The 20,763-nt window shown below is 43.3% G+C and carries 18 protein-coding genes and 24 tRNA genes; 7 read left to right on the top strand and 35 right to left on the bottom strand.

Going from position 1 to position 20,763, the window contains the following annotated elements:
• Positions 1–35: 35 nt before the first annotated feature.
• The 3 genes from crtB to V7K38_RS16750 form a co-directional block, all read right to left on the bottom strand.
• The gene (gene crtB, locus V7K38_RS16740; protein WP_334859439.1) at positions 36–968 is read right to left on the bottom strand and encodes a 15-cis-phytoene synthase CrtB; all 933 of its coding nucleotides are present in this window, start codon (positions 966–968) and stop codon (positions 36–38) included.
• Positions 952–2,391: a 15-cis-phytoene desaturase gene (gene pds, locus V7K38_RS16745; protein ID WP_334859441.1), complete on the bottom strand. Its 1,440-nt coding sequence runs from the start codon at positions 2,389–2,391 to the stop codon at positions 952–954. The genes crtB and pds overlap by 17 nt, the downstream gene beginning before the upstream one ends.
• 64 nt (positions 2,392–2,455) lie before the next feature.
• Positions 2,456–2,584, bottom strand: a complete 129-nt coding sequence (locus V7K38_RS16750) for a hypothetical protein (RefSeq protein ID WP_334859443.1) — start codon at positions 2,582–2,584, stop codon at positions 2,456–2,458.
• Positions 2,585–2,752: 168 nt separating this feature from the next.
• Between V7K38_RS16750 and nagZ the strand changes: the two genes are divergently transcribed.
• Positions 2,753–3,838 carry a beta-N-acetylhexosaminidase gene (nagZ, locus tag V7K38_RS16755; RefSeq protein ID WP_334859445.1) on the top strand — a complete coding sequence of 362 codons (1,086 nt, stop codon included), beginning with the start codon at positions 2,753–2,755 and terminating at the stop codon, positions 3,836–3,838.
• Positions 3,839–3,942: 104 nt separating this feature from the next.
• Here nagZ and V7K38_RS16760 read toward each other — a convergent pair.
• The 25 genes from V7K38_RS16760 to V7K38_RS16880 all read right to left on the bottom strand — a co-directional run bounded on the left by V7K38_RS16760 (position 3,943) and on the right by V7K38_RS16880 (position 7,506).
• Positions 3,943–4,013 (bottom strand) — tRNA-Lys (locus V7K38_RS16760).
• Between the two features lie 256 nt (positions 4,014–4,269).
• A tRNA-OTHER gene (locus tag V7K38_RS16765) sits at positions 4,270–4,352 on the bottom strand.
• A gap of 121 nt (positions 4,353–4,473) precedes the next feature.
• A tRNA-His gene (locus V7K38_RS16770) sits at positions 4,474–4,547 on the bottom strand.
• Positions 4,548–4,553: 6 nt separating this feature from the next.
• Positions 4,554–4,627, bottom strand: a tRNA-Ala gene (locus V7K38_RS16775).
• A 93-nt stretch (positions 4,628–4,720) separates the two neighbouring features.
• Positions 4,721–5,377, bottom strand: coding sequence for a group I intron-associated PD-(D/E)XK endonuclease (locus V7K38_RS16780; RefSeq protein WP_334859447.1), 657 nt, complete (start codon positions 5,375–5,377; stop codon positions 4,721–4,723).
• A gap of 51 nt (positions 5,378–5,428) precedes the next feature.
• Positions 5,429–5,501 (bottom strand) — tRNA-Arg (locus V7K38_RS16785).
• A 6-nt stretch (positions 5,502–5,507) separates the two neighbouring features.
• Positions 5,508–5,569: transfer RNA gene (locus V7K38_RS16790), tRNA-OTHER, on the bottom strand.
• A 5-nt stretch (positions 5,570–5,574) separates the two neighbouring features.
• Positions 5,575–5,646: transfer RNA gene (locus V7K38_RS16795), tRNA-Gly, on the bottom strand.
• 8 nt (positions 5,647–5,654) lie between these two features.
• Positions 5,655–5,727, bottom strand: a tRNA-Thr gene (locus V7K38_RS16800).
• Positions 5,728–5,735: 8 nt separating this feature from the next.
• Positions 5,736–5,811, bottom strand: a tRNA-Met gene (locus V7K38_RS16805).
• A gap of 11 nt (positions 5,812–5,822) precedes the next feature.
• Positions 5,823–5,895: transfer RNA gene (locus V7K38_RS16810), tRNA-Leu, on the bottom strand.
• A 7-nt stretch (positions 5,896–5,902) separates the two neighbouring features.
• Positions 5,903–5,971: transfer RNA gene (locus V7K38_RS16815), tRNA-Leu, on the bottom strand.
• A 6-nt stretch (positions 5,972–5,977) separates the two neighbouring features.
• Positions 5,978–6,053: transfer RNA gene (locus V7K38_RS16820), tRNA-Gln, on the bottom strand.
• 3 nt (positions 6,054–6,056) lie between these two features.
• A tRNA-Gln gene (locus V7K38_RS16825) sits at positions 6,057–6,129 on the bottom strand.
• Positions 6,130–6,134: 5 nt separating this feature from the next.
• A tRNA-Asn gene (locus V7K38_RS16830) sits at positions 6,135–6,209 on the bottom strand.
• Between the two features lie 6 nt (positions 6,210–6,215).
• A tRNA-Phe gene (locus V7K38_RS16835) sits at positions 6,216–6,290 on the bottom strand.
• A 21-nt stretch (positions 6,291–6,311) separates the two neighbouring features.
• Positions 6,312–6,386, bottom strand: a tRNA-Arg gene (locus V7K38_RS16840).
• 4 nt (positions 6,387–6,390) lie between these two features.
• Positions 6,391–6,480: transfer RNA gene (locus V7K38_RS16845), tRNA-Ser, on the bottom strand.
• 8 nt (positions 6,481–6,488) lie between these two features.
• A tRNA-Tyr gene (locus tag V7K38_RS16850) sits at positions 6,489–6,618 on the bottom strand.
• Between the two features lie 8 nt (positions 6,619–6,626).
• Positions 6,627–6,697 (bottom strand) — tRNA-Glu (locus tag V7K38_RS16855).
• Positions 6,698–6,755: 58 nt separating this feature from the next.
• Positions 6,756–6,827 (bottom strand) — tRNA-Trp (locus tag V7K38_RS16860).
• A gap of 3 nt (positions 6,828–6,830) precedes the next feature.
• Positions 6,831–6,905: transfer RNA gene (locus tag V7K38_RS16865), tRNA-Ile, on the bottom strand.
• Positions 6,906–6,912: 7 nt separating this feature from the next.
• Positions 6,913–6,986, bottom strand: a tRNA-Cys gene (locus V7K38_RS16870).
• A 130-nt stretch (positions 6,987–7,116) separates the two neighbouring features.
• Positions 7,117–7,190 (bottom strand) — tRNA-Asp (locus tag V7K38_RS16875).
• A gap of 139 nt (positions 7,191–7,329) precedes the next feature.
• On the bottom strand, positions 7,330–7,506 hold the full coding sequence (locus V7K38_RS16880) for a hypothetical protein (protein ID WP_334859449.1): 177 nt from the start codon (positions 7,504–7,506) through the stop codon (positions 7,330–7,332).
• A gap of 196 nt (positions 7,507–7,702) precedes the next feature.
• Here V7K38_RS16880 and V7K38_RS16885 point away from each other — a divergent pair, with 196 nt between their 5' ends.
• Positions 7,703–8,539, top strand: a complete 837-nt coding sequence (locus V7K38_RS16885; protein ID WP_334859451.1) for a polysaccharide deacetylase family protein — start codon at positions 7,703–7,705, stop codon at positions 8,537–8,539.
• A 61-nt stretch (positions 8,540–8,600) separates the two neighbouring features.
• On the opposite strand, the gene V7K38_RS16890 is transcribed toward V7K38_RS16885, so the two are convergent.
• The 3 genes from V7K38_RS16890 to V7K38_RS16900 form a co-directional block, all read right to left on the bottom strand.
• Positions 8,601–8,990: an alr0857 family protein gene (locus V7K38_RS16890; protein ID WP_334859453.1), complete on the bottom strand. Its 390-nt coding sequence runs from the start codon at positions 8,988–8,990 to the stop codon at positions 8,601–8,603.
• A 16-nt stretch (positions 8,991–9,006) separates the two neighbouring features.
• Positions 9,007–9,513, bottom strand: a complete 507-nt coding sequence (locus tag V7K38_RS16895; RefSeq protein ID WP_334859511.1) for an HNH endonuclease — start codon at positions 9,511–9,513, stop codon at positions 9,007–9,009.
• 114 nt (positions 9,514–9,627) lie between these two features.
• Positions 9,628–9,879 (bottom strand): hypothetical protein, encoded by a 252-nt coding sequence (locus V7K38_RS16900; protein ID WP_334859454.1) that lies wholly within the window; start codon positions 9,877–9,879, stop codon positions 9,628–9,630.
• 71 nt (positions 9,880–9,950) lie between these two features.
• Between V7K38_RS16900 and V7K38_RS16905 the strand changes: the two genes are divergently transcribed.
• From V7K38_RS16905 to V7K38_RS16915, 3 genes are all read left to right on the top strand, one after another.
• Positions 9,951–10,286: a hypothetical protein gene (locus V7K38_RS16905; protein WP_334859455.1), complete on the top strand. Its 336-nt coding sequence runs from the start codon at positions 9,951–9,953 to the stop codon at positions 10,284–10,286.
• 925 nt (positions 10,287–11,211) lie between these two features.
• Entirely contained in the window at positions 11,212–13,233 is a 2,022-nt protein-coding gene (locus V7K38_RS16910) for a sensor histidine kinase (protein WP_334859456.1), read from the top strand.
• Between the two features lie 8 nt (positions 13,234–13,241).
• Positions 13,242–13,850, top strand: coding sequence for an SRPBCC family protein (locus V7K38_RS16915; RefSeq protein WP_334859457.1), 609 nt, complete (start codon positions 13,242–13,244; stop codon positions 13,848–13,850).
• 76 nt (positions 13,851–13,926) lie between these two features.
• Here V7K38_RS16915 and V7K38_RS16920 read toward each other — a convergent pair.
• A tRNA-Glu gene (locus V7K38_RS16920) sits at positions 13,927–13,999 on the bottom strand.
• Positions 14,000–14,326: 327 nt separating this feature from the next.
• Here V7K38_RS16920 and V7K38_RS16925 point away from each other — a divergent pair.
• The gene (locus V7K38_RS16925) at positions 14,327–16,246 is read left to right on the top strand and encodes a cation:proton antiporter (protein WP_334859459.1); all 1,920 of its coding nucleotides are present in this window, start codon (positions 14,327–14,329) and stop codon (positions 16,244–16,246) included.
• Between the two features lie 138 nt (positions 16,247–16,384).
• Here V7K38_RS16925 and V7K38_RS16930 read toward each other — a convergent pair whose 3' ends face one another.
• Positions 16,385–17,044 (bottom strand): cytochrome b N-terminal domain-containing protein, encoded by a 660-nt coding sequence (locus tag V7K38_RS16930; protein WP_334859461.1) that lies wholly within the window; start codon positions 17,042–17,044, stop codon positions 16,385–16,387.
• A 224-nt stretch (positions 17,045–17,268) separates the two neighbouring features.
• The gene (locus V7K38_RS16935) at positions 17,269–17,856 is read right to left on the bottom strand and encodes a PepSY-associated TM helix domain-containing protein (RefSeq protein ID WP_334859513.1); all 588 of its coding nucleotides are present in this window, start codon (positions 17,854–17,856) and stop codon (positions 17,269–17,271) included.
• A 559-nt stretch (positions 17,857–18,415) separates the two neighbouring features.
• Here V7K38_RS16935 and V7K38_RS16940 point away from each other — a divergent pair.
• On the top strand, positions 18,416–19,930 hold the full coding sequence (locus V7K38_RS16940) for a hypothetical protein (RefSeq protein WP_334859463.1): 1,515 nt from the start codon (positions 18,416–18,418) through the stop codon (positions 19,928–19,930).
• 345 nt (positions 19,931–20,275) lie between these two features.
• Here V7K38_RS16940 and petJ read toward each other — a convergent pair whose 3' ends face one another.
• The gene (gene petJ / locus V7K38_RS16945; RefSeq protein WP_334859464.1) at positions 20,276–20,620 is read right to left on the bottom strand and encodes a cytochrome c6 PetJ; all 345 of its coding nucleotides are present in this window, start codon (positions 20,618–20,620) and stop codon (positions 20,276–20,278) included.
• Positions 20,621–20,763 lie beyond the last annotated feature (143 nt).

The raw sequence follows: 20,763 nt of genomic DNA on the forward strand, positions 1-20,763 counted from the left end.
TGCTAATGACTAAGGACAAATGACTAATGACTAATTCAAAGAACTTGCGATCGCATCCAAGCTAAGGGTAAGGTGCGTAACTTTTTCCACTGGGGAACGAAAGCTCGTTTACTGAACACATCATAATCGTTGCGTTCAATCACCTCTAAAATCTGGCCGTACAGCATTGATGCTGCCCACACAGGCCAACGGGCATCGGAGGCTAAATAAGTAATTCCCTGGTCTGAGATGGTATAGAATTGGCGGGCCCTTTCAATTTGAAAGCCCATCAATGCCCGCCAACGATCATCTACCACACCTTTGAAGAAGTCTTGCTCGGTGTAGTTGAATTTTTCCAAGTCCTCAAGGGGAATGTAGATTCGCCCCCGTTTGGCATCTTCTCCCACATCCCGCAGGATGTTGGTGAGTTGATTGGCAATTCCTAGAGCGATCGCTTCTTCTATGGGAACATAAGGTTGTTTGTTCTGCTGCCACGGAGCGGTGTATATGGTGCTATCTACACCCATAACTGCTGTTGACATTAAGCCAACAGTGCCAGCAACGCGGTAACAGTAGAGGTATAAGTCCTCAAAGGTTTCATAACGACTGCGATATAAATCCATGCGCTGACCGGCAATCATATCCCGAAAGGGCTGAATGTCCATCGGAAAGCGCTGGAGGGTATCAGCTAAAGCGACATCATAATTTTCTAATGGGTGTCCCGCAAAAATCGATTCCAGCTGCTGTTCCCATAGGTCTAGGGTTTCTGGCGTGGTAATAGCAGATGCGGGCCCATCTACCAATTCATCTGTACGGCGACACCAAGCGTAAATTGACCAAATAGATTGACGTTTTACCGGACTCATTAGCAAAGTACCCAGGTAAAAAGTCTTGGCATACTTTGCTGTGAGATGTCGGCAAAGTTTGTATGACTCGTCTACAGAGACCAGCGTTTTCATGCGCGGGGGGGAATCAGGCAGTTGCAGCATTCGTTGCGGGCGGTCGGGTGAGCGTTTGCAGGTTTGAGGAATTTGCTACCGGGAGAGCCTCAGAAATTGCCTGCGCTGTCAGCTTACCAGAAAGTACGGCACCTTCCATACTGCCTAAGTAGCGTTGCATGGTATAACTTCCGGCGAGATAGAAGTTGGCAATGGGCGTAACTTGTGCGGGACGGTACTGTTGACGACCGGGGGTCGCTTTGTAAACTGAACGCGGCGTTTTCACCACATGAGATTTTAGCAATGTTGCTGGGTTGTCTCCCCCAAAATGGTCTGGGAAAAGTTTTTCCAACTCAGCAAGCGTTGCAGCCACAATCTCCTCATCGGATTTGGCAATCCAATCTTTTGCCGGAGCTAGAACTAATTCCAGCATTGAGCGATTGGGGTTGGCGTATTCACGGCAGGTATTGCTCATATCAGCATAAACGCTTAGGAGGGGCGATCGCGAAAAAAGCAAGTGATCAATTTCTGTAAGTTTCCGGTCAAACCACAAATGCAGGTTAATCACTGGTACTCCTTCCAAACCTTCTAGCTTTTGAAAAAACTCCATCAGCTTCCAAGGTTTAGGCAACATGACTTTCAAAGGATCAACTGACATGGCTGATACATACGCATCAGCCGTAACAACTTCATCTTCTGCGCCATTTAACCCTCGAATCAAGTAGCCCTTTACCGTGCCATCGGCGTTGAGCAAAATTTCTTTCAAGGGGGCATTCAAACGCACTTCTCCACCGCGTTCTGTGATGTAATCTACGATTGGGCTGCATAGACGTTCTGTGGGAGAACCATCCAAAAATGCAATCTTGGAGCCATATCGTTCTTGCAGAAAGCGATTCAGTGCAGTTAACAGAATCGTTGCCGAAACTTCATCAGGATTGATAAAGGTGAGCGCTTTACATGCGGCGATAAAAACGTCACTAGTTACCCGCTCGTCTACACCTTGCCTTTTCAACCATTCTAAGAAGCTGTATTTATCCATCTCTTCAACATACTTTTGACCCCGAACCACTGCGGGAAGGAGGCCAACTGCAAACCGAATCTTCTGCTCCCAAGTCAACATGTCTTTGTTGCGAAGAATCGACGCAATCACGTTGAAAGGAGATGGAATATCTGGAACATCAAAACGTGAGAGTGTCCCAGGCTTGTCTGGTTGATTGAAAATCAACGTATGATCTTTCCACTGGAGTCTGTCTTCAATGCCCAACTCCTTGAGCAATTGGAGCATATTCGGATATGCCCCAAAGAAGGCGTGTAACCCGGTTTCGTACCAGTCGCCGTCAGAGTCTTTCCACGCCGCAACCAAACCACCCAGTACGTCCCGGCTTTCCAAGACAATGGGTGTGTGACCTGCGTCCGTGAGATATTTTGCGCAGGAAAGTCCTGCTAGTCCCGCTCCCGCGATCGCTACTCGCATTTAACCTTAATGCCCTTCAATATTTCTTAATGGTTTTATCGTTCTCATTATACGTTGCAATCCGTTACATTTGGCAGTTCTTGTGCGATCGCTTCCCCAAAAAACTTTTGCCCAAGGGAATTTTCCCTACATACACCTGCCTAACAAAATTACCAATAATGGTATTGGTAATAGGTTTTGGCGAATATTTCATCTAAATTTACGTCCAGCAAATTTAGGGAAATAAAAGTAATTCCTTTGACTTAAAATATCTAATATCAAAAGTAGTTGATTTCTTTGGAAATCTATGTATCCGATCTGAGAAAATATCTATTGTACTGGTTATAGACTGCTATTAAAAAACTCAGTTAGGTAAAAATTTATGAGTGGATCGCAGGAGTTAAAACGCTTTGGACATCACCTGATTTTAGGGATTTCTGGCACGAAATTAAGCGATGACGATAAACGCGCACTCAGTGAATTAAAGCCGATTGGGGTGATATTTTTTGCTAAGAACTTTTTGGATGGCACTTCATATCAGGTTTGGTTGGAAAGCTTCAAAGATTTAAACAGCCACATACGAGAATATGCTGAACGTGATTCGATGTTTATAACTCTGGATCATGAAGGAGGTCGTGTCATTCGCACACCATCACCGATTACGCGATTTCCTCATGCATTGTTGTTGCGATCGCACGCCCGCGAAGTAGCAAAAGCCACAGCATTAGAACTAAAATCATTGGGCATCAACTTATCTTGGGCACCTGTAGCAGATGTTTTTTCCCATCCCCACAACCCCGTTATTGGGTCTCGTGCTTTTGGTAACACTCCCGAAATTGCTGCAAAATATGCCCGTGACTACTACTTTGGACTTCAAGAGTCAGGAATTTTGGGATGCGCCAAACACTTCCCCGGACATGGAGACACCAGCAAAGATTCTCATATTGAGCTACCAATACTAAATTTAACTTTAGAAGACCTGCGACTTAGAGAACTCATACCTTTCAAAGCCCTAATTGAAGTACAGATTCCTTTGATTATGACTGCCCATATCTTATTTCCCAGAATAGATCCTGATGTGCCAGCAACTCTTTCCCAGGCTATCCTCAAAACCATACTCAGAGAGGAACTTGGCTTTAAGGGAGTAGTTGTATCTGACGACTTGGATATGAAAGCGATTTCAGATATGTTTATGAAAGCTGGTACTGTGGCGCGGTCATTTAATGCAGGTTGCGACCTGTTTATTGTCTCACGCAATATCAATTCATCATCTCTTGAAAGAACTTATCGGATTGCTGAAGATTTCGTCCAATCCCTCAGCAAGGGTAGTTTAGACGAATCAGTAGTGGAAGCAGCCAGAGAAAGAATCGATAAACTACTGGCAGTAACACCACAATATCCCGTAGAAGTTTTAGATAAAGATGTATTATTGCGACATAGTGGACTGGCGATCGCTAGTTCGTATTAATCAGCTAACGTGCCTTCAAATTACACATTAGCAATTGCCAAAAGACTGGCTAGGATTGCATTTGTTAATTTTCAATTTTTAATTTTTAATTTTTAATTGCTTAGTGGGTGGTATAGGGGTCGAACCTATTTCTGCGAGTTAAAAGCTCGCTGCACAGCCGGTATGCCAACCACCCTAGTTAATTTAAGAAATGAGTCAGTGCGATCGGATATTTTTTACATCGCAAGCCTTCTAACACCAACACCAGTAGTCTTTCAAGAAATAATTGACGAATAAATGTTCTGTAGAGACGGCGATTTATCGCGTCTCTCCAACCGTCAATCAAAATGGGTTTGACAGACCACTAGATATAAATCCACCAGGGAGGTACTGCCCCTCCTATTTCTGTGTTATCAGCACAGCGCCTCGCTTTTCGGCTTCAGGTGGAAAAGAGGAAGATGGAGGAATCGAACCCCTACAGTTGCCCATACCCTGGTTTTCAAGACCAGTTGCCGTCCATTCAGCGGCATCTTCCATTAACAATTCATAATTTGTAATTGTGTTATGTATTAACTTTCAAAGATTTATACAAATTGTCAATTCCAACCGATTTTTAATTACGAATTACGAATTACGAATTAGTAATTATGTTGAGGGGTGTCTAACGGGACTTGAACCCGCTATGACTGGTTCCACAAACCAGCGCCTCGACCACTTTGGCTTCAGACACCAAAAGTGGATACTGGTCGGATTTGAACCGACATCTTTCTGCTTGCAAGGCAGACGCTTTCCCAGTTAAGCTACAGACCCATTAAATCAGTTACCAGTTAACAGTTGGAGCGTTCACATTGGCGTAGCCTGCTATTAGGTATAGCGTGCGCGATCGCAATCTAAAAACTCAGTTTACTTGCTACTATAAAGTTTTGCCCAATAACCTCTAGGAGGCTTCTCAATCTCATAAGCCTTACACCATTTTTCTACTGCCTTATCACTTACACCAAAATCTTTAGCTATGTGAGCAGTTGGTTTAGTCCATACTAGCTCGTGCAATTCTTCTTTAGATGGACGTTCAACCTTTCTAGACTTAGGTCTTGCCGAATAACGCCTTTTCATTTTTACTCGGCTTGCTTGACGTTGAAAATCTTTAATATTCCTGTTGAGAACTTTTGATTTAATTTCTAGAAAGTCCTCCCACCAATAAAAAGGATAATTACTATTGGGTAGCTCGGTTTTAATTATGATACCTCGGTAATCAAAACTGGGGTAAATAACCCGATCTTTCTCTGGCAAGTAAATAGCGTAGTAATCAAAATCATCTTTCTGATACTGGCGTTTATGATTTCCATGTTTATCATTCCATGATGTATTAGCGAAAATTCGCCCAATGCTAGAATATTTAACCTGGATTTTCAGAAAGTTATTTTCCTTCCATGCTACTAAATCAAATGGCAAGTGTTCGCAAATCAAAGGGGTAAGAATTACATAACCTTTAACAGTCAAATCAGCTATGGTTTTCGCTACAGCTAGGTCTGCTTTTCCTTTTGTATGATGAGCGATCATAAATTGAACCTAAATCATAAGAATAAATTTATCATGATTTAAGTTCAATTATGCCCTCACCAGGATTCAAACCTGGGACTCTCATATTAGAAGGATGCGGCTCTATTCGCTGAACTATGAGGGCTTGAGGTAGTCCTGGCAGGAATTGAACCCGCAACATTCTTCTTACTCTACCAATTGAGCTACAGGACTACGCAAGCGAGTGGAGGGACTTGAACCCACGCACTGAGTATGGCGTACTCAGATACTACCGATTACATCACACCCGCATCAATCAAGCTGGTAACAGGAATTGAACCTGCAACCTACTGATTACAAGTCAGTTGCTCTGCCAATTGAGCTACACCAGCCTAAATTTTGGTGACGGGGGCAGGAGTCGAACCTGCCGATATTCAGGTTATGAGCCTGACGAGCCACCGTTGCTCTATCTCCGCATATTCACCAATACCCCTGACTGGATTTGAACCAGTAACCTCTTCGTTCTAAGCAAAGCGCCTCTTCCGTTGGGCTACAAGGGCAAAATGATACTCTTGGTGGGAATAGAACCCACACCGTTTTTGAGACGGCAACCTCTTCCAGTTGGGCTACAAGAGCAAAGTTTGGCAGCCCCACCAGGGGTCGAACCTGGAATCTTCGCCTTCAAAGGGCGTTATGTTGCCAATTACACCACAGGGCTTTATTGCCAGGGCAGGGTTTGAACCTGCAACCTCATCGTTCAGAGCGATGCGACTTACCAATTCGTCCACCCGGCAATGAATGGCTGCCTCAGTAGGACTCGAACCTACAACCGCGCGGTTAACAGCCGCTTGCTCTACCATTGAGCTATGAGGCAACGAAGCCCCCCAGGTCGGAATCGAACCGACGACCTCCTGTTTTTCAAACAGGCGCTAACTACCAACTGAGCTACCGAGGGATAAAAGAAGAGATTATGTAACGAGAGTGGAGGGATTTGAACCCTCAATTCTTCAGTTTCGTAGACTGAGATGTTATCCAGTTACACCACACTCTCAGAACGGAGAGGACAGGATTTGAACCTGCGACGGGTTTATACTACCCGTTTCCTCTTAGCAGGAGGACGCTTTTAGCCACTCAGCCACCTCTCCATAGATAGTGGGTCGAGCAGGATTTGTAGACGCGTTCGCGAAGCGTCTCGTAGAGAAGCGGCTTTCCGAAGGGTACCTGCGTGCAAAAAAGAACAGTTTTACAGACTGTCGCCTTCAGCCAGACTCGGCCACCGACCCATAAATCATTCCCTCGACGAGAATTGAACTCGTATCTGTGCTTTGAAAGAACACTGACTTAACCATTAGTCCACGAGGGCATAATTTGCTGAATTTTAAATTTTTTAATCTAAAATCTAAAATCCAAAATTGTCTGACACAGGGACTAGGATTTGAACCTAGAACATCGGATTTGGAGTCACGAGGTGTTGCCGTTACACCATCCCTGTATTTGGTGGCAGTGGCGGGATTTGAACCCGCATATACCAGGGTATGAACCTGGGGCTTTACCATTAAGCTACACTGCGGCACCAGAGGTCAGGGCGGGATTTGAACCCGCGCTAATCGGTTTTGCAGACCAACGCCTTCAACCACTTGGCTACCTGACCATTTGGGAGTCCTGACGAGATTCGCACTCGCAATCTTCAGCTTGAGGAGGCAGCGCGTTGCGGAGGTTCTCTCCGTTGTAGCGACTGCCGTATGCTGACGGCTTAAACTTATTCGCCTACAGGACTGCAACCAGGGTGACGGGACTTGAACCCGCAACATTTCCGCAGACAACGGAACGCTCTAGCCAATTGAGCTACACCCCGATTTTTGGGAATCTGTGCCTAAAATTTTAGGTTTTTAGGCAGATGTTTTTGTTGGTGAACTTGCCCATTTCTTATTCAGTTTTCAAGGTTCAGAAAGTTTACTTTTTACTGTTAGAAACTGTTAGGAAAACAACCGAAATTATAGGTAGCAAGCCTGTTGTGGATTACGGATGTATTCTGTAGTTTTACTGACTGCAAACTTAAAACTTTTTTGGTTGATTGCCTCTACTTCAGATGGTTTACAAGTAGAAGCGGCTTTTTTGATTGGGGACTCTGGTTGATTCCAGCGTCTCTGTTTGAGTTGTATGTAGAACATTATTTTGACCCTTGAGAAGCTTTGTCTTTCGCCTCACTACAAATATACTACAAAATACTACAAGAGGTGTCAAGGGGTTTGAGAAAGTTTTTTTGAAATTGTCTAAAAAAGCTTCTGCACTTAGATTTGAACTTGCTCACACCTCTTAAAAGTCAAACTACAGCTTATGATTGGGTGAGTTTTTTAAAAGCCTGACGTGACAGACAACTACCTCAAGCGACAAAAGATAATTAGTATTGTCGCGATCGCCTCTACGATTACAGCTTGTAGTATAGCTCCAGGTACTTCCCCACAATTGGGGTTGAACCAGCCAGTGAGCAAAAGCCATACTGCACAAGTTCAAGATCCTGCAAAAGATCAACTAGCGCCATCAGTCAAAGTAGAAAACCCTACATTTACAGTCCCAGCTAAATTTCAAGGAAAAACAGTTTATAAGGTTCCACTCAGCAGCAACGAAAAGGTTATTGCTCTGAGCATTGATGATGGCCCCTGGCCAAAGACAACCTTACAAATGCTAGATATCCTCAAGCAAAATGATGTTAAAGTGACATTCTTTTGGGTAGGACAAGCCTTACAAGCCAACCCTGAGCTAGCAAAGCAAGAGGTAGCCGAGGGACACGCCATTGGCAACCATACTTGGCATCATTGGTATCGGCGAATGGATGAAGCCACAGCCAAGAGTGAAATCGATCGCACATCTGACTTGATATACAAAACTACAGGAGTTAAAACTGATCTGTTTCGTCCTCCTGGAGGCTTTTTAAACAACGGACTAGCCGCGTATGCTAAAAGCCGGAAAGATGCTGTCATTATGTGGTCGCTAACTTCAGCTGATACCGATCCTCACGCCAAACCCCAAGCATTTGTAAATAATGTCTTGAAAGGCGCGAAACCAGGTTCTATTGTTTTGATGCATGACGGTGGTGGCGATCGCCACAGAACTGTAGAAGCTTTGCCACAAATTATCAGTGGACTCAAACAGCAAGGCTACCGATTTGTGACGATTCCCGAATTGCTCAAAATGGCGCAGTGAGAAATTATCCTCACGGAATTTTAGATTTTGGATTTTGGATTGTTCCAAAATCCAAATTCGTTTATTCGCTCATCACAGAAGCACAAGCTTGAGCTTCCTGCCAAAGTTTATGCAAAAAGAACTCAGCGCGATCGCTCATAGTGGTGAAAAACACACCTACAACATCCTTAGAACTATCTGATAGCCAAGAACCTTGTAGAGTGACTTCCAGATATTGAGTATCGCAAGCACAGAGGGCAATGATTTCTCTGTCGTCTCTTTTTACCTCAGCCTTAAGCACTTCTACTCCTGGCAAATCAACAGGAAGCAAAAAGGAAGCGGTGCTGGGTTCAATGTACAAACTTTGCCCAACTCGCAGGGCCAAAATCACTCGCTGCGCTACCCATTCTTCTAGCGACAGAGTGACACGTTCCAAATCAAAACTGCTTTCAGTGTAAGTTAATTTCAGCATTCCTTATGCTCTCCTGCTATTCCAGGCTTGCTTGCATATCTATCCAAAACTGTTCGGCAAAAGAAATCGCGGGGTGAATTGGCGCTTTTGGTTTGGTACGTAATTGCATACCAGATTCAAACAGGGTGCGATCGCCTTTACGGGAGTTACATCTTTCACAAGCTGCGACTACGTTATCCCAACTGTGAGAACCGCCTTTAGAACGCGGCATCACATGATCTAGCGTTAGATGTTTGCCGCTACCGCAATATTGGCAACTGTGATGATCTCGCCGCAACACTTCCCGCCGATTCACTGGCGGAACTTTCCACCTCCGCTCATTAGAAGCGATCGTTAAGCGAATATGTTTTGGTACATCAATTACCAAGTTGGGTGAGTGAACTCGCCATCCGCTCTCTGTGGTAAAACCTAACGGTTGAGCTTTATTGGTTACTAACAGCACAATCGCCCGCTTGATATTAATCCGACATAGTGGCAAGTAATTTTGAGAAAACACCACCACAGATTGCTCTAACACTTGCATTGCGTTCGCGCCGCGCATTGGAGATATCGTCACAGCTTCACTCCTTATAAAAAAACCCCCGCTTCAAGTTTTAAGTGAAGCGGGGGTTAGAATTGACCGGAAAATTTTCTGGTCTCATATCGGTACAGTATTCCTTTGCCTGTACCCCCCGCTTTCTTCATCTAGTTGTGGTTTTGCAATCAACCCACTTATGCTGAGATGTCTGAAATCATAATTACCCTCTGTGATTTGCCCATAATTTTGGCTACCATCGCCCATAAATAAATACTCCACTCCCATAGCAGCTGATTCCCAACTGCCTCGGCAATTGGTGGCGCACAAAATTAAAGTAGAGATGGGGTAAATAGATTTCACAGAAAATTTCACCTATTGAAGATTCCTTTAAACATACTACACTTGTATTACTATCCTGTCTATACTTTTAAGGAGAAATAGTGATGCATACGATCGCTCGCACCCCAACCACCGATATGGAAGTTACCAGCATCCGTCTAGAGCGCGAACTCAAAGATAAGCTCAAAGAAATTGCTGGGAATCAAGGATATCAAGCCCTGATTCGAGATATTCTTTGGAATTATGTCCAGCAAAAATCCGGTGAATGGAAGCCTCGGTTTTCGCGATCAGACATTCGAGCTAGCATAGCTGCCACAGCCCAGCAAGAAGAACGCTGTGTACTCACAGGTCAATTAATTCAACCCCAAGAACCGATGTTGTTAGGACTAACGAGGAATGGCGATATGGTTCCTCTGAGTGTCGAGAGTTTGCCTGGATAGTCTTAATATTCAGGCAGTGCAACCTAGTTATTCTATTTACTACGCACAAAAGATCCTCCAACCCCCTCAAAAAGGGGGCTTTTCAAATACCCCTTGTTTAAGGGAAGCCAATTGCTCCACTTAGGGATACCCAAGTGGAGCAATTGGCGTTTGTTAGGGGGTAGTGCGTGCGTCTACGCAAAGGAAGTCTCAGGTTTTCAGTACGTAAGTCTTATTACTGAATAATTGGATTGCACTCAAAATTTAGCTTTATTTTCTCCAATGAGCAAAACTTATTGTTAAGATTTGTAGCTTATAAAAGGAAATTCTAAGGAGATACGAATTTTAGATTTTTGGTTGATCCTCCGCCTCGATCTAAGACAGTAGTCTCTTTCGATCCCAAATCCTTCGGCTGAACGTAGCCATTCGCCTAGCGTTCCGCAGGAAAGTTCCAAATCCAAAATTGGTTTGACGCTCTGGCTTAGTTATATTTGATTGAAAGCAACACAGAGCAAAGGGTAGCTAGTTAAAGAACTAAAATAAAAACAAAATTTTACAAGAATCTTAAAATAGATCCAGTGTTTTTACGGTTATAACTGGAGGGGTTCCTGAGATTCCAGAGAAATTACGGTTTATGTATACTTACAGACAGGATATTCTGAGTCAAAGTTAGTTAATTATCTCAATATAAAGAAGATAAAGCAGCTAAAAATAATCAGGCTGGGTCATTTTAGAATATCCTAAGTATCTCACTACTTATGTAGCAATTTGCTTTAGATAGCCGCAGTTTGGCCATCTGCCAGAGAAAAGGGCTATAACAGGTGAGAGAAAGTATTCATATAAGATTTGCCAATTATTAAGGTGTCGCAGCACAACTAACGGTGAAGAATATGCCAAGGGGTTGGGTGCAAAAACAATGGGTTTATTATCCGAGGGCGTGCCAAGAATGAAAAAGCCTTTACGGTTGCCGCCACAATACGTAGATGACATAGATCGACTACAAACTTACCAAGTCAAGCTGATGCAGCATCAGGAAGAAACTGCCCCCCAGTTGGTACAAAAGATTAACCAAATCATCGCCAATACTTCAGCCACGGCATTGATGTTGGAAGATATTGCCCAATTGCTAGGAGCCGCCTTTCAAGTGGATTGTTGCTGTTTGGTTTCAGTCACGGGTGATACATCCGATGAAGCAACTACTATTAATTGGTGTGCTGATGAGTATCTAGGGTTGCCACATCCAGAAGAGATGTTTTCGATGGAGCAATTGCTTATGCACTCGCCAGTGCTGCAATGTGCTGCTGAACCATTGACTATTGAAGACATTTCGATCGTTCAGAAGAGTCTGGTAATTGGCTGTCAGTATTTACCGCTACCCATAAAAGCTGTTTTGGCAATTCCCACGAGGTTGGGTGGCAATAATAATGGGGTGATTAGTCTGATTAAATTCCAACCTTATGATTGGAGTGAATCAGAAAAACAATTGCTCAAAGAAGTGGAATCTGCTTGTGCGATCGCTTTTTCTCAAGTGGCACAAGCTAAACTAATTACTCATCAACAACAGTATCTCCAAAAAGGCAATCAGTATCAAAGCTTGATCAAGCAATTAACATTGCTAAATCGCAGCAACTTGGAGCTTAATCAAATGCTCCAGTTAGTTATTGCCTCTACTGCCGAATCTCTACAGGCAGATCGAGGTTTACTTATACTACTAAAATATACTGATCCACTATTTAGGACTCAAGGTAAAAAACAAGTTCCGAAAGCGAAAGCGAGAGTGGTTGGTGAATGGCCTAAGACAATACAAATTTCCCGCACTACTAAACTAGATACCTTAGAACATCAGTCTTTCTTGGTTTCGGAGTGTAGTTTATGCCAGCGTCCCTTCATGAATTCTGGAAAAGCAGTCATTTTCGATGACTATACAGAGCAAAATGATACCTCGGCAGCTGCTCCATTATTTGCAATAGAGCAATTGTCTGCGGTCTTATTAGTGCCTTTAGAAAGTCAAGGTAAAATCTTAGGATTTTTAGTGCTACAGCAAGCTACTACTCGCACTTGGCAAACAGCAGAATTAGAACTTGTAGAAATGGTGTGCGCTCAAGTCAGTAACGCCATAATTCAGTCACAGACATTGCGCCAAGTACAAACTTTGGTAGATGAGCGGACGGCGAAACTTCAGAGCAGTCTGGAACTCCAGAGAAAAATGCAAGAAAAAACACGGCAGTATGTTGAGCAGCTGCGGAAACTCAATGAACTTAAAGATGAATTTTTGAGCAACATGAGCGATCGCTTGCGCTACCCCTTGACAAATATGCTGCTGTCCATTCGGAACTTACGTTTGCCAGGAATCACACCAGAGCGTCAAATTAGATACATGGATATCCTAGAGCAGGAATGCACAAAGGAAATCAACTTGATTAATGACTTGTTGACACTCCAGAAACTAGAGTCACCTCACGAAGCTCCACAATTAGAATCTATAGATTTAAATAATAGAATTCAGGATACGATAGTGACTTTTGAGAATAAACTCGCAGAGAAGGGATTAAAAATTTCTGTAGATTTACCAGAGGAATCGCTAAAACTGCAAACTGAACTGGAGAGTTTTGACCGCATCCTGCAAGAGTTGTTGACTAATGCCTGTAAATATTCGCAGCATGATACCACTGTCCATTTAGAAGCCGTTCACCGAGTCGAACAACAAATCGATCAAGCTATCATAAAGGTGACGAATACAGGACATGCCATCTCCGAAGAAGAAGCAACCTACATCTTTGACAAGTTCCGTCGCGGCAAAGGGCGCTGGACTCCAGGGACTGGCTTGGGACTTGCTCTAGTCAAGTCTTTAGTGCAGCATTTGAATGGAGCGATCGCAGTTGAGAGTCTTCCCATCTCGGATTCTGAACAGAGCGAAATTTGCTTTACCCTGACTCTGCCCCAATTTTCTGACGAAAGCAAACTATAATTCTGAACGTGACTAAAGAACAGAACGCGATAGAGAACCCTGATTTCCAGTCTCCTAGTGATGACACCAACCTCGAAGAGGATTTAACTGCTGATATAGTCGCTTTGACAGCTAAAGTAGAAGTTCAAATTCAGAAAATAGCAGAGCGACAGCGACAAATCAGCGCCAAAGTCCACATTCCCCAACCAGTGGAACAAATTTGGAAGGTTCTGACAGATTATGAAGCCTTACCTGATTTTCTCCCCAACCTCGCTAAGAGTCGTCTAATTGAGCATCCGAATGGTGGAATTAGACTGGAGCAAGTAGGCTCACAGCGCTTACTGAATTTCAACTTTTCGGCGCGGGTGGTTCTGGATTTGGAAGAATGCTTCCCCAAAGAAATTAATTTTCGGATGGTAGAGGGAGATTTCAAAGGCTTTTCTGGTAGCTGGTGCTTAGAGCCTTATTCCCTTGGTGAGTATGTAGGAACAAATCTTTGCTACACAATTCAAGTTTGGCCCAAACTCACGATGCCAGTGGGAATCATCGAAAATCGGCTGAGTAAAGACCTACGGTTAAATCTTGTGGCTATTCACCAACGTGTAGAAGAGTTAGCCAACAAAGAATCGTATGTATAACTAAACGCTCATCCAGGATTATTCCCAGATGAGCGTTTTTATGAACTTATAGAAAGACACGCTTCTATTTTTTTAGTACCCCCAGGGGAATTCGAATCCCCGTTACCTCCGTGAAAGGGAGGTGTCCTAGGCCTCTAGACGATGGGGGCATCGGACTCAGACCTTTTATAAGTTAACCAATTTTCTGGTTGTTGTCAACAGGTTTTGCGAAAAAAAGTTTGTGACAGCTAAACTGGGTGGAAGCAAAAGCTTGAAATGGATACAAAGAGATGGAGACACAAAAAGAATTTTGTCGAAGCTCCTGTGGGAAGCCACAGGGTGCATCAGCGTCCAGCGCTGAGAACTTCGAGATCATCTCAGATAGAAAAAGCGGTACATTCTGCAAGGGACAAAAGGGTATGATGTTGTACCCTGTAGAGTTAATATCGACGATTTTTTAGCAAAGATTTTGAAATAAATCGCTCAAAATCTCCAACATGGAAGCATCTTTTGAAATTACTTTACAGATGGCGATCGCGGTTTTTGCAGGTATTAGCGCTCAAGTGCTGGCTGCATACTTTCGCATACCCAGCATCGTCTTGCTATTGCTGTTAGGCATATTGTTTGGCTCTGATGGCATAGGGCTGTTGCATCCCCATGTACTAGGCACTGGATTAGAAGTTATTGTCGCCCTAGCAACGGCAATAATTTTGTTTGAAGGCGGACTGAATTTGGATCTGCGAGAGTTAGGCAGAGTTTCAGTCAGCTTACAATTGCTCGTCACTCAAGGAACGCTAATCACACTCCTTGGTGGGAGTATGGCTGCCCATTGGTTGGGTGAATTTCCTTGGAATATAGCTTTTCTATATGCTTCCATTATTGTGGTGACAGGGCCAACCGTCGTTGGCCCTTTGCTGAAACAAATCAATGTAGATCGGCAAGTAGCAACACTTTTGGAAGGTGAAGGGGTTTTAATTGACCCTGTAGGAGCGATCCTCGCCTTCGTTGTCCTCGATACCATTTTAAACGGCGATGCCGATCCAATTAATGCGATCGCCGGTTTACTGATGCGTCTGGGTGTTGGTGCGGCAATTGGTGGTGCTGGCGGTTATCTGATGAGCTTGATTTTCAAACGCGCCAGTTTTCTCTCATTCGAGCTAAAAAACTTAGTGGTGTTGGCGATACTTTGGGGTTTGTTTGCCTTATCGCAAATAATCCGCAGTGAATCGGGAGTCATGACAACAGTTGTTGCCGGAGCAGTCTTTGCTAACTCCTCAGTCCCAGAAGAACGGCTGTTAAGGAGTTTTAAGGGTCAACTGACGATTCTCAGCGTCTCGGTGCTATTTATCTTATTAGCTGCCGATTTATCCATTGCCAGTGTGTTTGCTTTGGGTTGGGGTGGTTTATTCACTGTTTTGGTATTAATGTTTGTCGTTCGCCCGATTAATATCCTGTTGTGTACCTGGAACAGCGATCTAAATTGGCGACAGAAGCTATTTTTAAGCTGGGTTGCTCCGAGAGGAATTGTTGCTGCCTCTGTAGCTTCATTTTTTGCAATTTCCCTTACCCAGCGTGGCATTAACGGCGGTGATTCCATTAAAGCTTTAGTCTTCCTGACAATTATTATGACTGTTGTCTGCCAAGGGCTAACAGCTGGCTGGGTTGCTAAATGGCTGCAAATCACTTCTAAGGATGTAACTGGGGTAGTGATTGTGGGTTGTAATCCATTGAGTCTTTTGATTGCCCGGTTCTTTCAAGAACGGGGAGAAAATGTGGTGATGATTGATACTGACCCCGAATGTCTTGTGCAAGCTGAGGCGCAAAATCTGCGAGTGATTGCTAGCAGTGGGCTGGATGCTGCTGTTTTGGAAGAGGCAGGACTTGCCTCAATGGGGACTTTTTTGGCGATGACAAGTAATGGTGAGGTGAATTTTGTTTTGGCTCAACGAGCAGCCGAGGAGTTTAAGCCACCGCGTGTTTTAGCTGTTTTCCCCCGCGACCCACAAGCAAGTATTTCGGTTAGTAATAAAGTTAATCAAGCTTTTATCCCAGACTTAGCGATTAAAACTTGGAATGAATATTTAAATGATGGGCGTGTCAAGCTAGGGACAACGACGCTCAATGAGTTGGAATTTTCGACTCAGTGCGATCGCATCCAAGAAAAGATTCGGACTGGGGTATTGATACCGCTATTGGTAGAACGAGAAGAACGCTTACAGGTAATACCAGTTAACCAAGATTGGGAAATTGGCGATCGCATTATTTACCTATTGCATGACCCCAGACCTAGCCTTTCAAAACGTTTATCTGGTGTTACCCAATCCACTCCCCTGTCTCTAGAAAAGTTACCAGAGGTTGAAGACCTATCCCTAGCGCAATTATCTCAACTTTCCGCTAGCGAAGTTCCTGGGGGATGAGGGGCATGAGGAAGAATATACAGCAGATTGCAACAGGCGTGAGGTACAGATCATCGTCGGGACACAACATGTTGTGCCCCTACCCGTGTACTTCATTTACCTGCAATACGCTGTAACTCCTAACTCAACACTCTTTGATTAGCTTTGGGAAGGAATAAATTTAGCTTCTGATAGTTGTGGCAAATTATCAACTTCTGGTTTTGGCCCTTCTTGATACATTTCCCATTCCTGCCACAGTAAAGCAGATAAATGCACGATGGCCAGAATTAGCGTCGCCACCGCAATCAGATAACTATGTATTGTGTAAAGGTGTTCGACAGTGACTGTGTTAATCGCTCCACCCCCAGTTAGGATTTCGCGCAGCTGTCCACCTATAAAAGGAATGGCTTCGATTGTTCCTAATTCAATGTTAAAACGCCAGTATCCTACTTGAGTCCAATCTAAGATCATCGCTGTCCAATCCAGCCCGATCGCACTTAAGGTCAACAAAATCCCGCTAACCCAAGCAGTCAGCCAACTATTGCGGAATTGGCGGCCCAAAAACATCACCACAATTTGCATCAGAGCGATCGCAATTACGCCGTTACCAGCAATATTATGCGCTCTCCAAAACAACCAGCCATAAGGCACTTGTGTATTAATCATTTTTAAGGAGTTATAAGCACCGCCTGCTGTCGGCTCATAGTAAAAAGCAAGCAAAACTCCTGTAGAAAAATAAATCAAGCACAAAGTCAAAATCACGACTGATAATATCGTTGAAATTCGTCGCGCAATCCTATCGAACTGGGTGCTTTGCATAGCTCACCCCTCCTGTTCTTAAGTAAATATTTATTCTTATTACAATTTTAGCTAAGAAATATTAATAAATGTTGCAATTTTTAAATTAAAAATAAAGTTTTTAAATCGGATATGAATAGCACTAGGATCAGCCTAAAGTCTTGTGTCGCCTACTTCCCAGCCTGAAGCCTGGGAAGTAGTGCTTTTTCCAGTCAATTAAGTTTGACGGTTCTTTGATAGCTCTATTACCTAATTGTGGCGGAGAGTTTTTCCTGGTAGCGATGTCGATACATGACAAAGCCAGTGATAAATAAAATCAAGGGTGAAAAGCCAACAAACACGTAGAGAATACGGGTGGATAAACCACCAAATGTACCGTAGTGCAGGGGAGTGAAGGAATTGAGAATGCGATCGCCCAAGGAGGACTTTAGCGCATTATTAACCCGCAAAACCTGACCACTGTATTGGTCAAGATACACGTTGCTATTGCCGGACTCAAACTTTTCCTGGGGTAGTTTAAAGCGAAACCTCAAGGCATTTTCCGGCTTTGCTGGGAAATCGATGCTTTGGAGAGATGCTTCGGGTAACATTGCCTGAGCCGTTTTCATTTGCTCTACCAGTTTTAACGGAGCCAAACCGGAAATCGGTTTAGAAACGGGATCAGCCGCCTGATCTTGGCTAAACGTCGCAGCATAGATGAGCGGATACGTGAACTCGCCAAGATTCCAGCAGAAACCTGTGAAAAACGTGAAGACCAGAAACACTGCGGCGACAAACCCTGCCACTTTGTGAATGTCAAAGTTGACTCGCATGGGGTGAGCATTCCACTTAATTTTGAAGCCTTTACCCTATAGCGCTCTTTTATTACTTTTAGAAAAATCGAAATAGCTTTGGTGGGGTTGAGAAAGAAAATGTCAATAAAATTGTACAATTTGCAACAGTTTTCGGGGCTGCTGATGTGGTAGTATTTTCACATAGGGACTACTCTTAGACAAAGCTTGCGTGCCATCTGTTACAGAAGCTTAGTTGACTGGAAAAAAGTAGAAAAAAAAAGGCAATTTCAGCAGATGTTTAGATGTACTCAGCCTTGTACCTTCATTTAAACTTTAATAAATATCCCAGATATTAATTTTAATTGTGTGCGTCATAAGAATAAGAAATCAAAAGTAGTAATTTTTCAAAAATCTCTTTAGTAAGCTCAAATTTGAAGATATGAACCAGCATCATTAAACAATTACAAACCTGAAAAAATGGCAATTTATGCCTTTTCATTGCCATGAGAGGAAATTATTATTTCCTTAGAGGGACGCATATATTGCGATATTTTGCAATATAGTCGAAAAGAGAAAATCGCTAGTCAACTGCAACTGAGCCGAGTGAACGATAAAAACTATGTCTTACGTCTCCCTGTTTAAAAATATACCAGACCTCTTAAGCCAGCCAATTGGGATAGCGGCTATAGCTTCTCTTGGCATCCACGGTGCGATCGCGATGATTGTGCCATTGATGCCTATGGATTCTAGCAAACCCAAAGATACAGCATCATCAAAAAGCGTCGGGCTTTTGGAATTGAGCCAAGCCGATCAAAGCCGTTTGCCACAAAGTACTCCCCAAATTGGTTTACAACAACTTCCTCCAATAGCGCCACTTTCTACCCCTAATTTTAGCGCCCAAGCTGGATTGCCTCCATTGGCAGCACCGCCATCCGGCAGTCAGATAGTATTGCCTCCGCTACCCCCATCCTCGAATAACTATCGAGTCTCCTCATTGCCTACAAGACAGTCTTTGCGGATGATTCCTAGTAATAACTTGGGATTTGATGCCTCTAAATTTGATAATTCTAAATTCAATAGCAGCCCCAAATTCTCTCAATCAGTTCCTCGTGTAAATGTCATTGATACCACCAAATACGAGGCATCTAAGCCGTTAAATGTGAATAGATTGCCAATATTGCAGTCGCAGCAAATACCTAGTGATCTTCTGCAAAATGCCCAATCTCAGAAATTCTCTAACACTAACCCTATTACACCAGCACAGATAAATACCACTCCACAAATGACGCAACCGACTAATAATGCGTCAAACATGACTCGAAACCAGCTCATAACTTCTTTAAAACAAGCTCCCAGGGTTGGGGATAGCTTAACCTTAATTAGAGGAACCACGTCACAAGCACCCAATTTATCTCGAAAAGGAACTGAGTTGGCAATTGCACAGCTAGATTCCTACGCAAACCTGAGAAAAGAAGTTCAGCAAGAATACCCCAACGCTGAACAAAAACCAGTCATTCGCCAAACATTACCCACGAATAAACCGAATCTTGAAGGCGCTGTTTTAGGTATGTTGGTGGTAGATCCGGATGGTAAGGTCTTAGATATCAAGTTTCAAGACAAGCTAGTTTCCCCGGAATTGCGATCAAAAGCAAGGGAATACTTCAATAAGCAATCCCCTAAGGGAAGTAAACAGATTAGTTCCTATCCATTTAACCTGCTTTTCCAAAACAGCACTAGCAGCACCACTGGGGCGACTCAATTATCTACACCGATAATCAATAACAATCAGCTTACCCCTTCACCAGCAGCTACTTCTAAACCATTTCCTGAACTGCGAATCAGAAATAACAAGTCTACGCCTTCATCGACAGGTATTCTTAAACCATTAGCTACACCCGGAGTCAATGGCAATCAATCTGAGTTGTCACCGATAGCTACTCCTAAACCGTTATCTGAATTGCGAGTCATAAATAATCAGCCTGCGCCTTCATCAGCAGCTAATACTTCGGAACCTTTAGTGCTACCGATAGTCAATCAAATCCAGGCTACACCCTCTACTGAATCGGATCAAAAATTAGTAGAACGGTTACGCGAAGTGAAGGAAAATAGAAAAAAGTCTAATCCAGAAAAATAATTACTCGGTGGTGATTTTGGATTAAAACCAGCTAAAAGGGCGGTTAGAAACCACGTTTGTACAAATAAAACTCACCTCCGTGGGTTTCAAACTTTCCTTAGTCTGCCTCCACGGACTAAGGAAAATTTGTCTAGGAGCTTTCAAACATCCTCTTAGAGGATGTTTGAAAAGTCCTCTTGTGAGTATCAAAACGTTCTAGATCCCCCTAAATCCCCCTTTTTAAGGGGGACTTTGATTCCAGTTCCCCCCTTTTTAAGGGGGGTTAGGGGGGATCAACAAGTGTCCAAAATCACAACAAATTACTTTTCAAACATCCTCTAAGAGTGGTGTATATTCGATGCTACTTTACCAGCCTTCTTCTGCATTCTGAAAAACGTAAGCGGCTACCTCCAGAATCTCTTCAGCAGTTAACTTAGCTTTAAAGGCAGGCATGGCATTTTTGCCATTTTGCACTTGGTGGATAATCGCCTCAATTGAGTCGCTATTATAATTTTCTAGGTACTTTGACAGTGCTTCCTTTTTTAAAGTTTTCTGGCTAATCAGGATATTGCCGCCACCTATATGGCAAGAAGCGCAGTTAGCCTCAAAAATTTTAGCCCAGTTGGATGTTTCGGCAGCTAGTGCTGGACTAATGAATGTCAATTTGAATAGAGCGATCGCTAACATTAAAATTAATAAAAGTATTCTCAAGAGAATTTCCTCGCAACAAGCCCCCAGCAAGAGTATAAACGCGATTAATCACTGATTAAGTCAAATTTGATCAAAATTGGCGGTAACGAGTTATCCCTCAATCGCTACAGATTTTTTAGCGTTTTAAGGCAGGATAGTACTCG

This window comes from Nostoc sp., assembly GCF_036917465.1.
In the GTDB taxonomy this organism is placed as follows: Bacteria; Cyanobacteriota; Cyanobacteriia; order Cyanobacteriales; family Nostocaceae; genus Nostoc.

Bases quoted from the DNA above. Each gene is read 5' to 3' on its own strand.
- V7K38_RS16910 (WP_334859456.1), top strand. From the start codon at position 11,212: ATGAAAAAGCCTTTACGGTTGCCGCCACAATACGTAGATGACATAGAT.
- V7K38_RS16880 (WP_334859449.1), bottom strand. From the start codon at position 7,506: ATGTTCTACATACAACTCAAACAGAGACGCTGGAATCAACCAGAGTCC.
- V7K38_RS16750 (WP_334859443.1), bottom strand. From the start codon at position 2,584: ATGAAATATTCGCCAAAACCTATTACCAATACCATTATTGGTAATTTT.
- V7K38_RS16890 (WP_334859453.1), bottom strand. From the start codon at position 8,990: ATGCTGAAATTAACTTACACTGAAAGCAGTTTTGATTTGGAACGTGTC.
- V7K38_RS16895 (WP_334859511.1), bottom strand. From the start codon at position 9,513: ATGCAAGTGTTAGAGCAATCTGTGGTGGTGTTTTCTCAAAATTACTTG.
- nagZ (WP_334859445.1), top strand. From the start codon at position 2,753: ATGAGTGGATCGCAGGAGTTAAAACGCTTTGGACATCACCTGATTTTA.
- V7K38_RS16940 (WP_334859463.1), top strand. From the start codon at position 18,416: ATGTCTTACGTCTCCCTGTTTAAAAATATACCAGACCTCTTAAGCCAG.
- V7K38_RS16780 (WP_334859447.1), bottom strand. From the start codon at position 5,377: ATGATCGCTCATCATACAAAAGGAAAAGCAGACCTAGCTGTAGCGAAA.
- pds (WP_334859441.1), bottom strand. From the start codon at position 2,391: ATGCGAGTAGCGATCGCGGGAGCGGGACTAGCAGGACTTTCCTGCGCA.
- crtB (WP_334859439.1), bottom strand. From the start codon at position 968: ATGCTGCAACTGCCTGATTCCCCCCCGCGCATGAAAACGCTGGTCTCT.
- V7K38_RS16930 (WP_334859461.1), bottom strand. From the start codon at position 17,044: ATGCAAAGCACCCAGTTCGATAGGATTGCGCGACGAATTTCAACGATA.
- V7K38_RS16905 (WP_334859455.1), top strand. From the start codon at position 9,951: ATGCATACGATCGCTCGCACCCCAACCACCGATATGGAAGTTACCAGC.
- V7K38_RS16925 (WP_334859459.1), top strand. From the start codon at position 14,327: ATGGAAGCATCTTTTGAAATTACTTTACAGATGGCGATCGCGGTTTTT.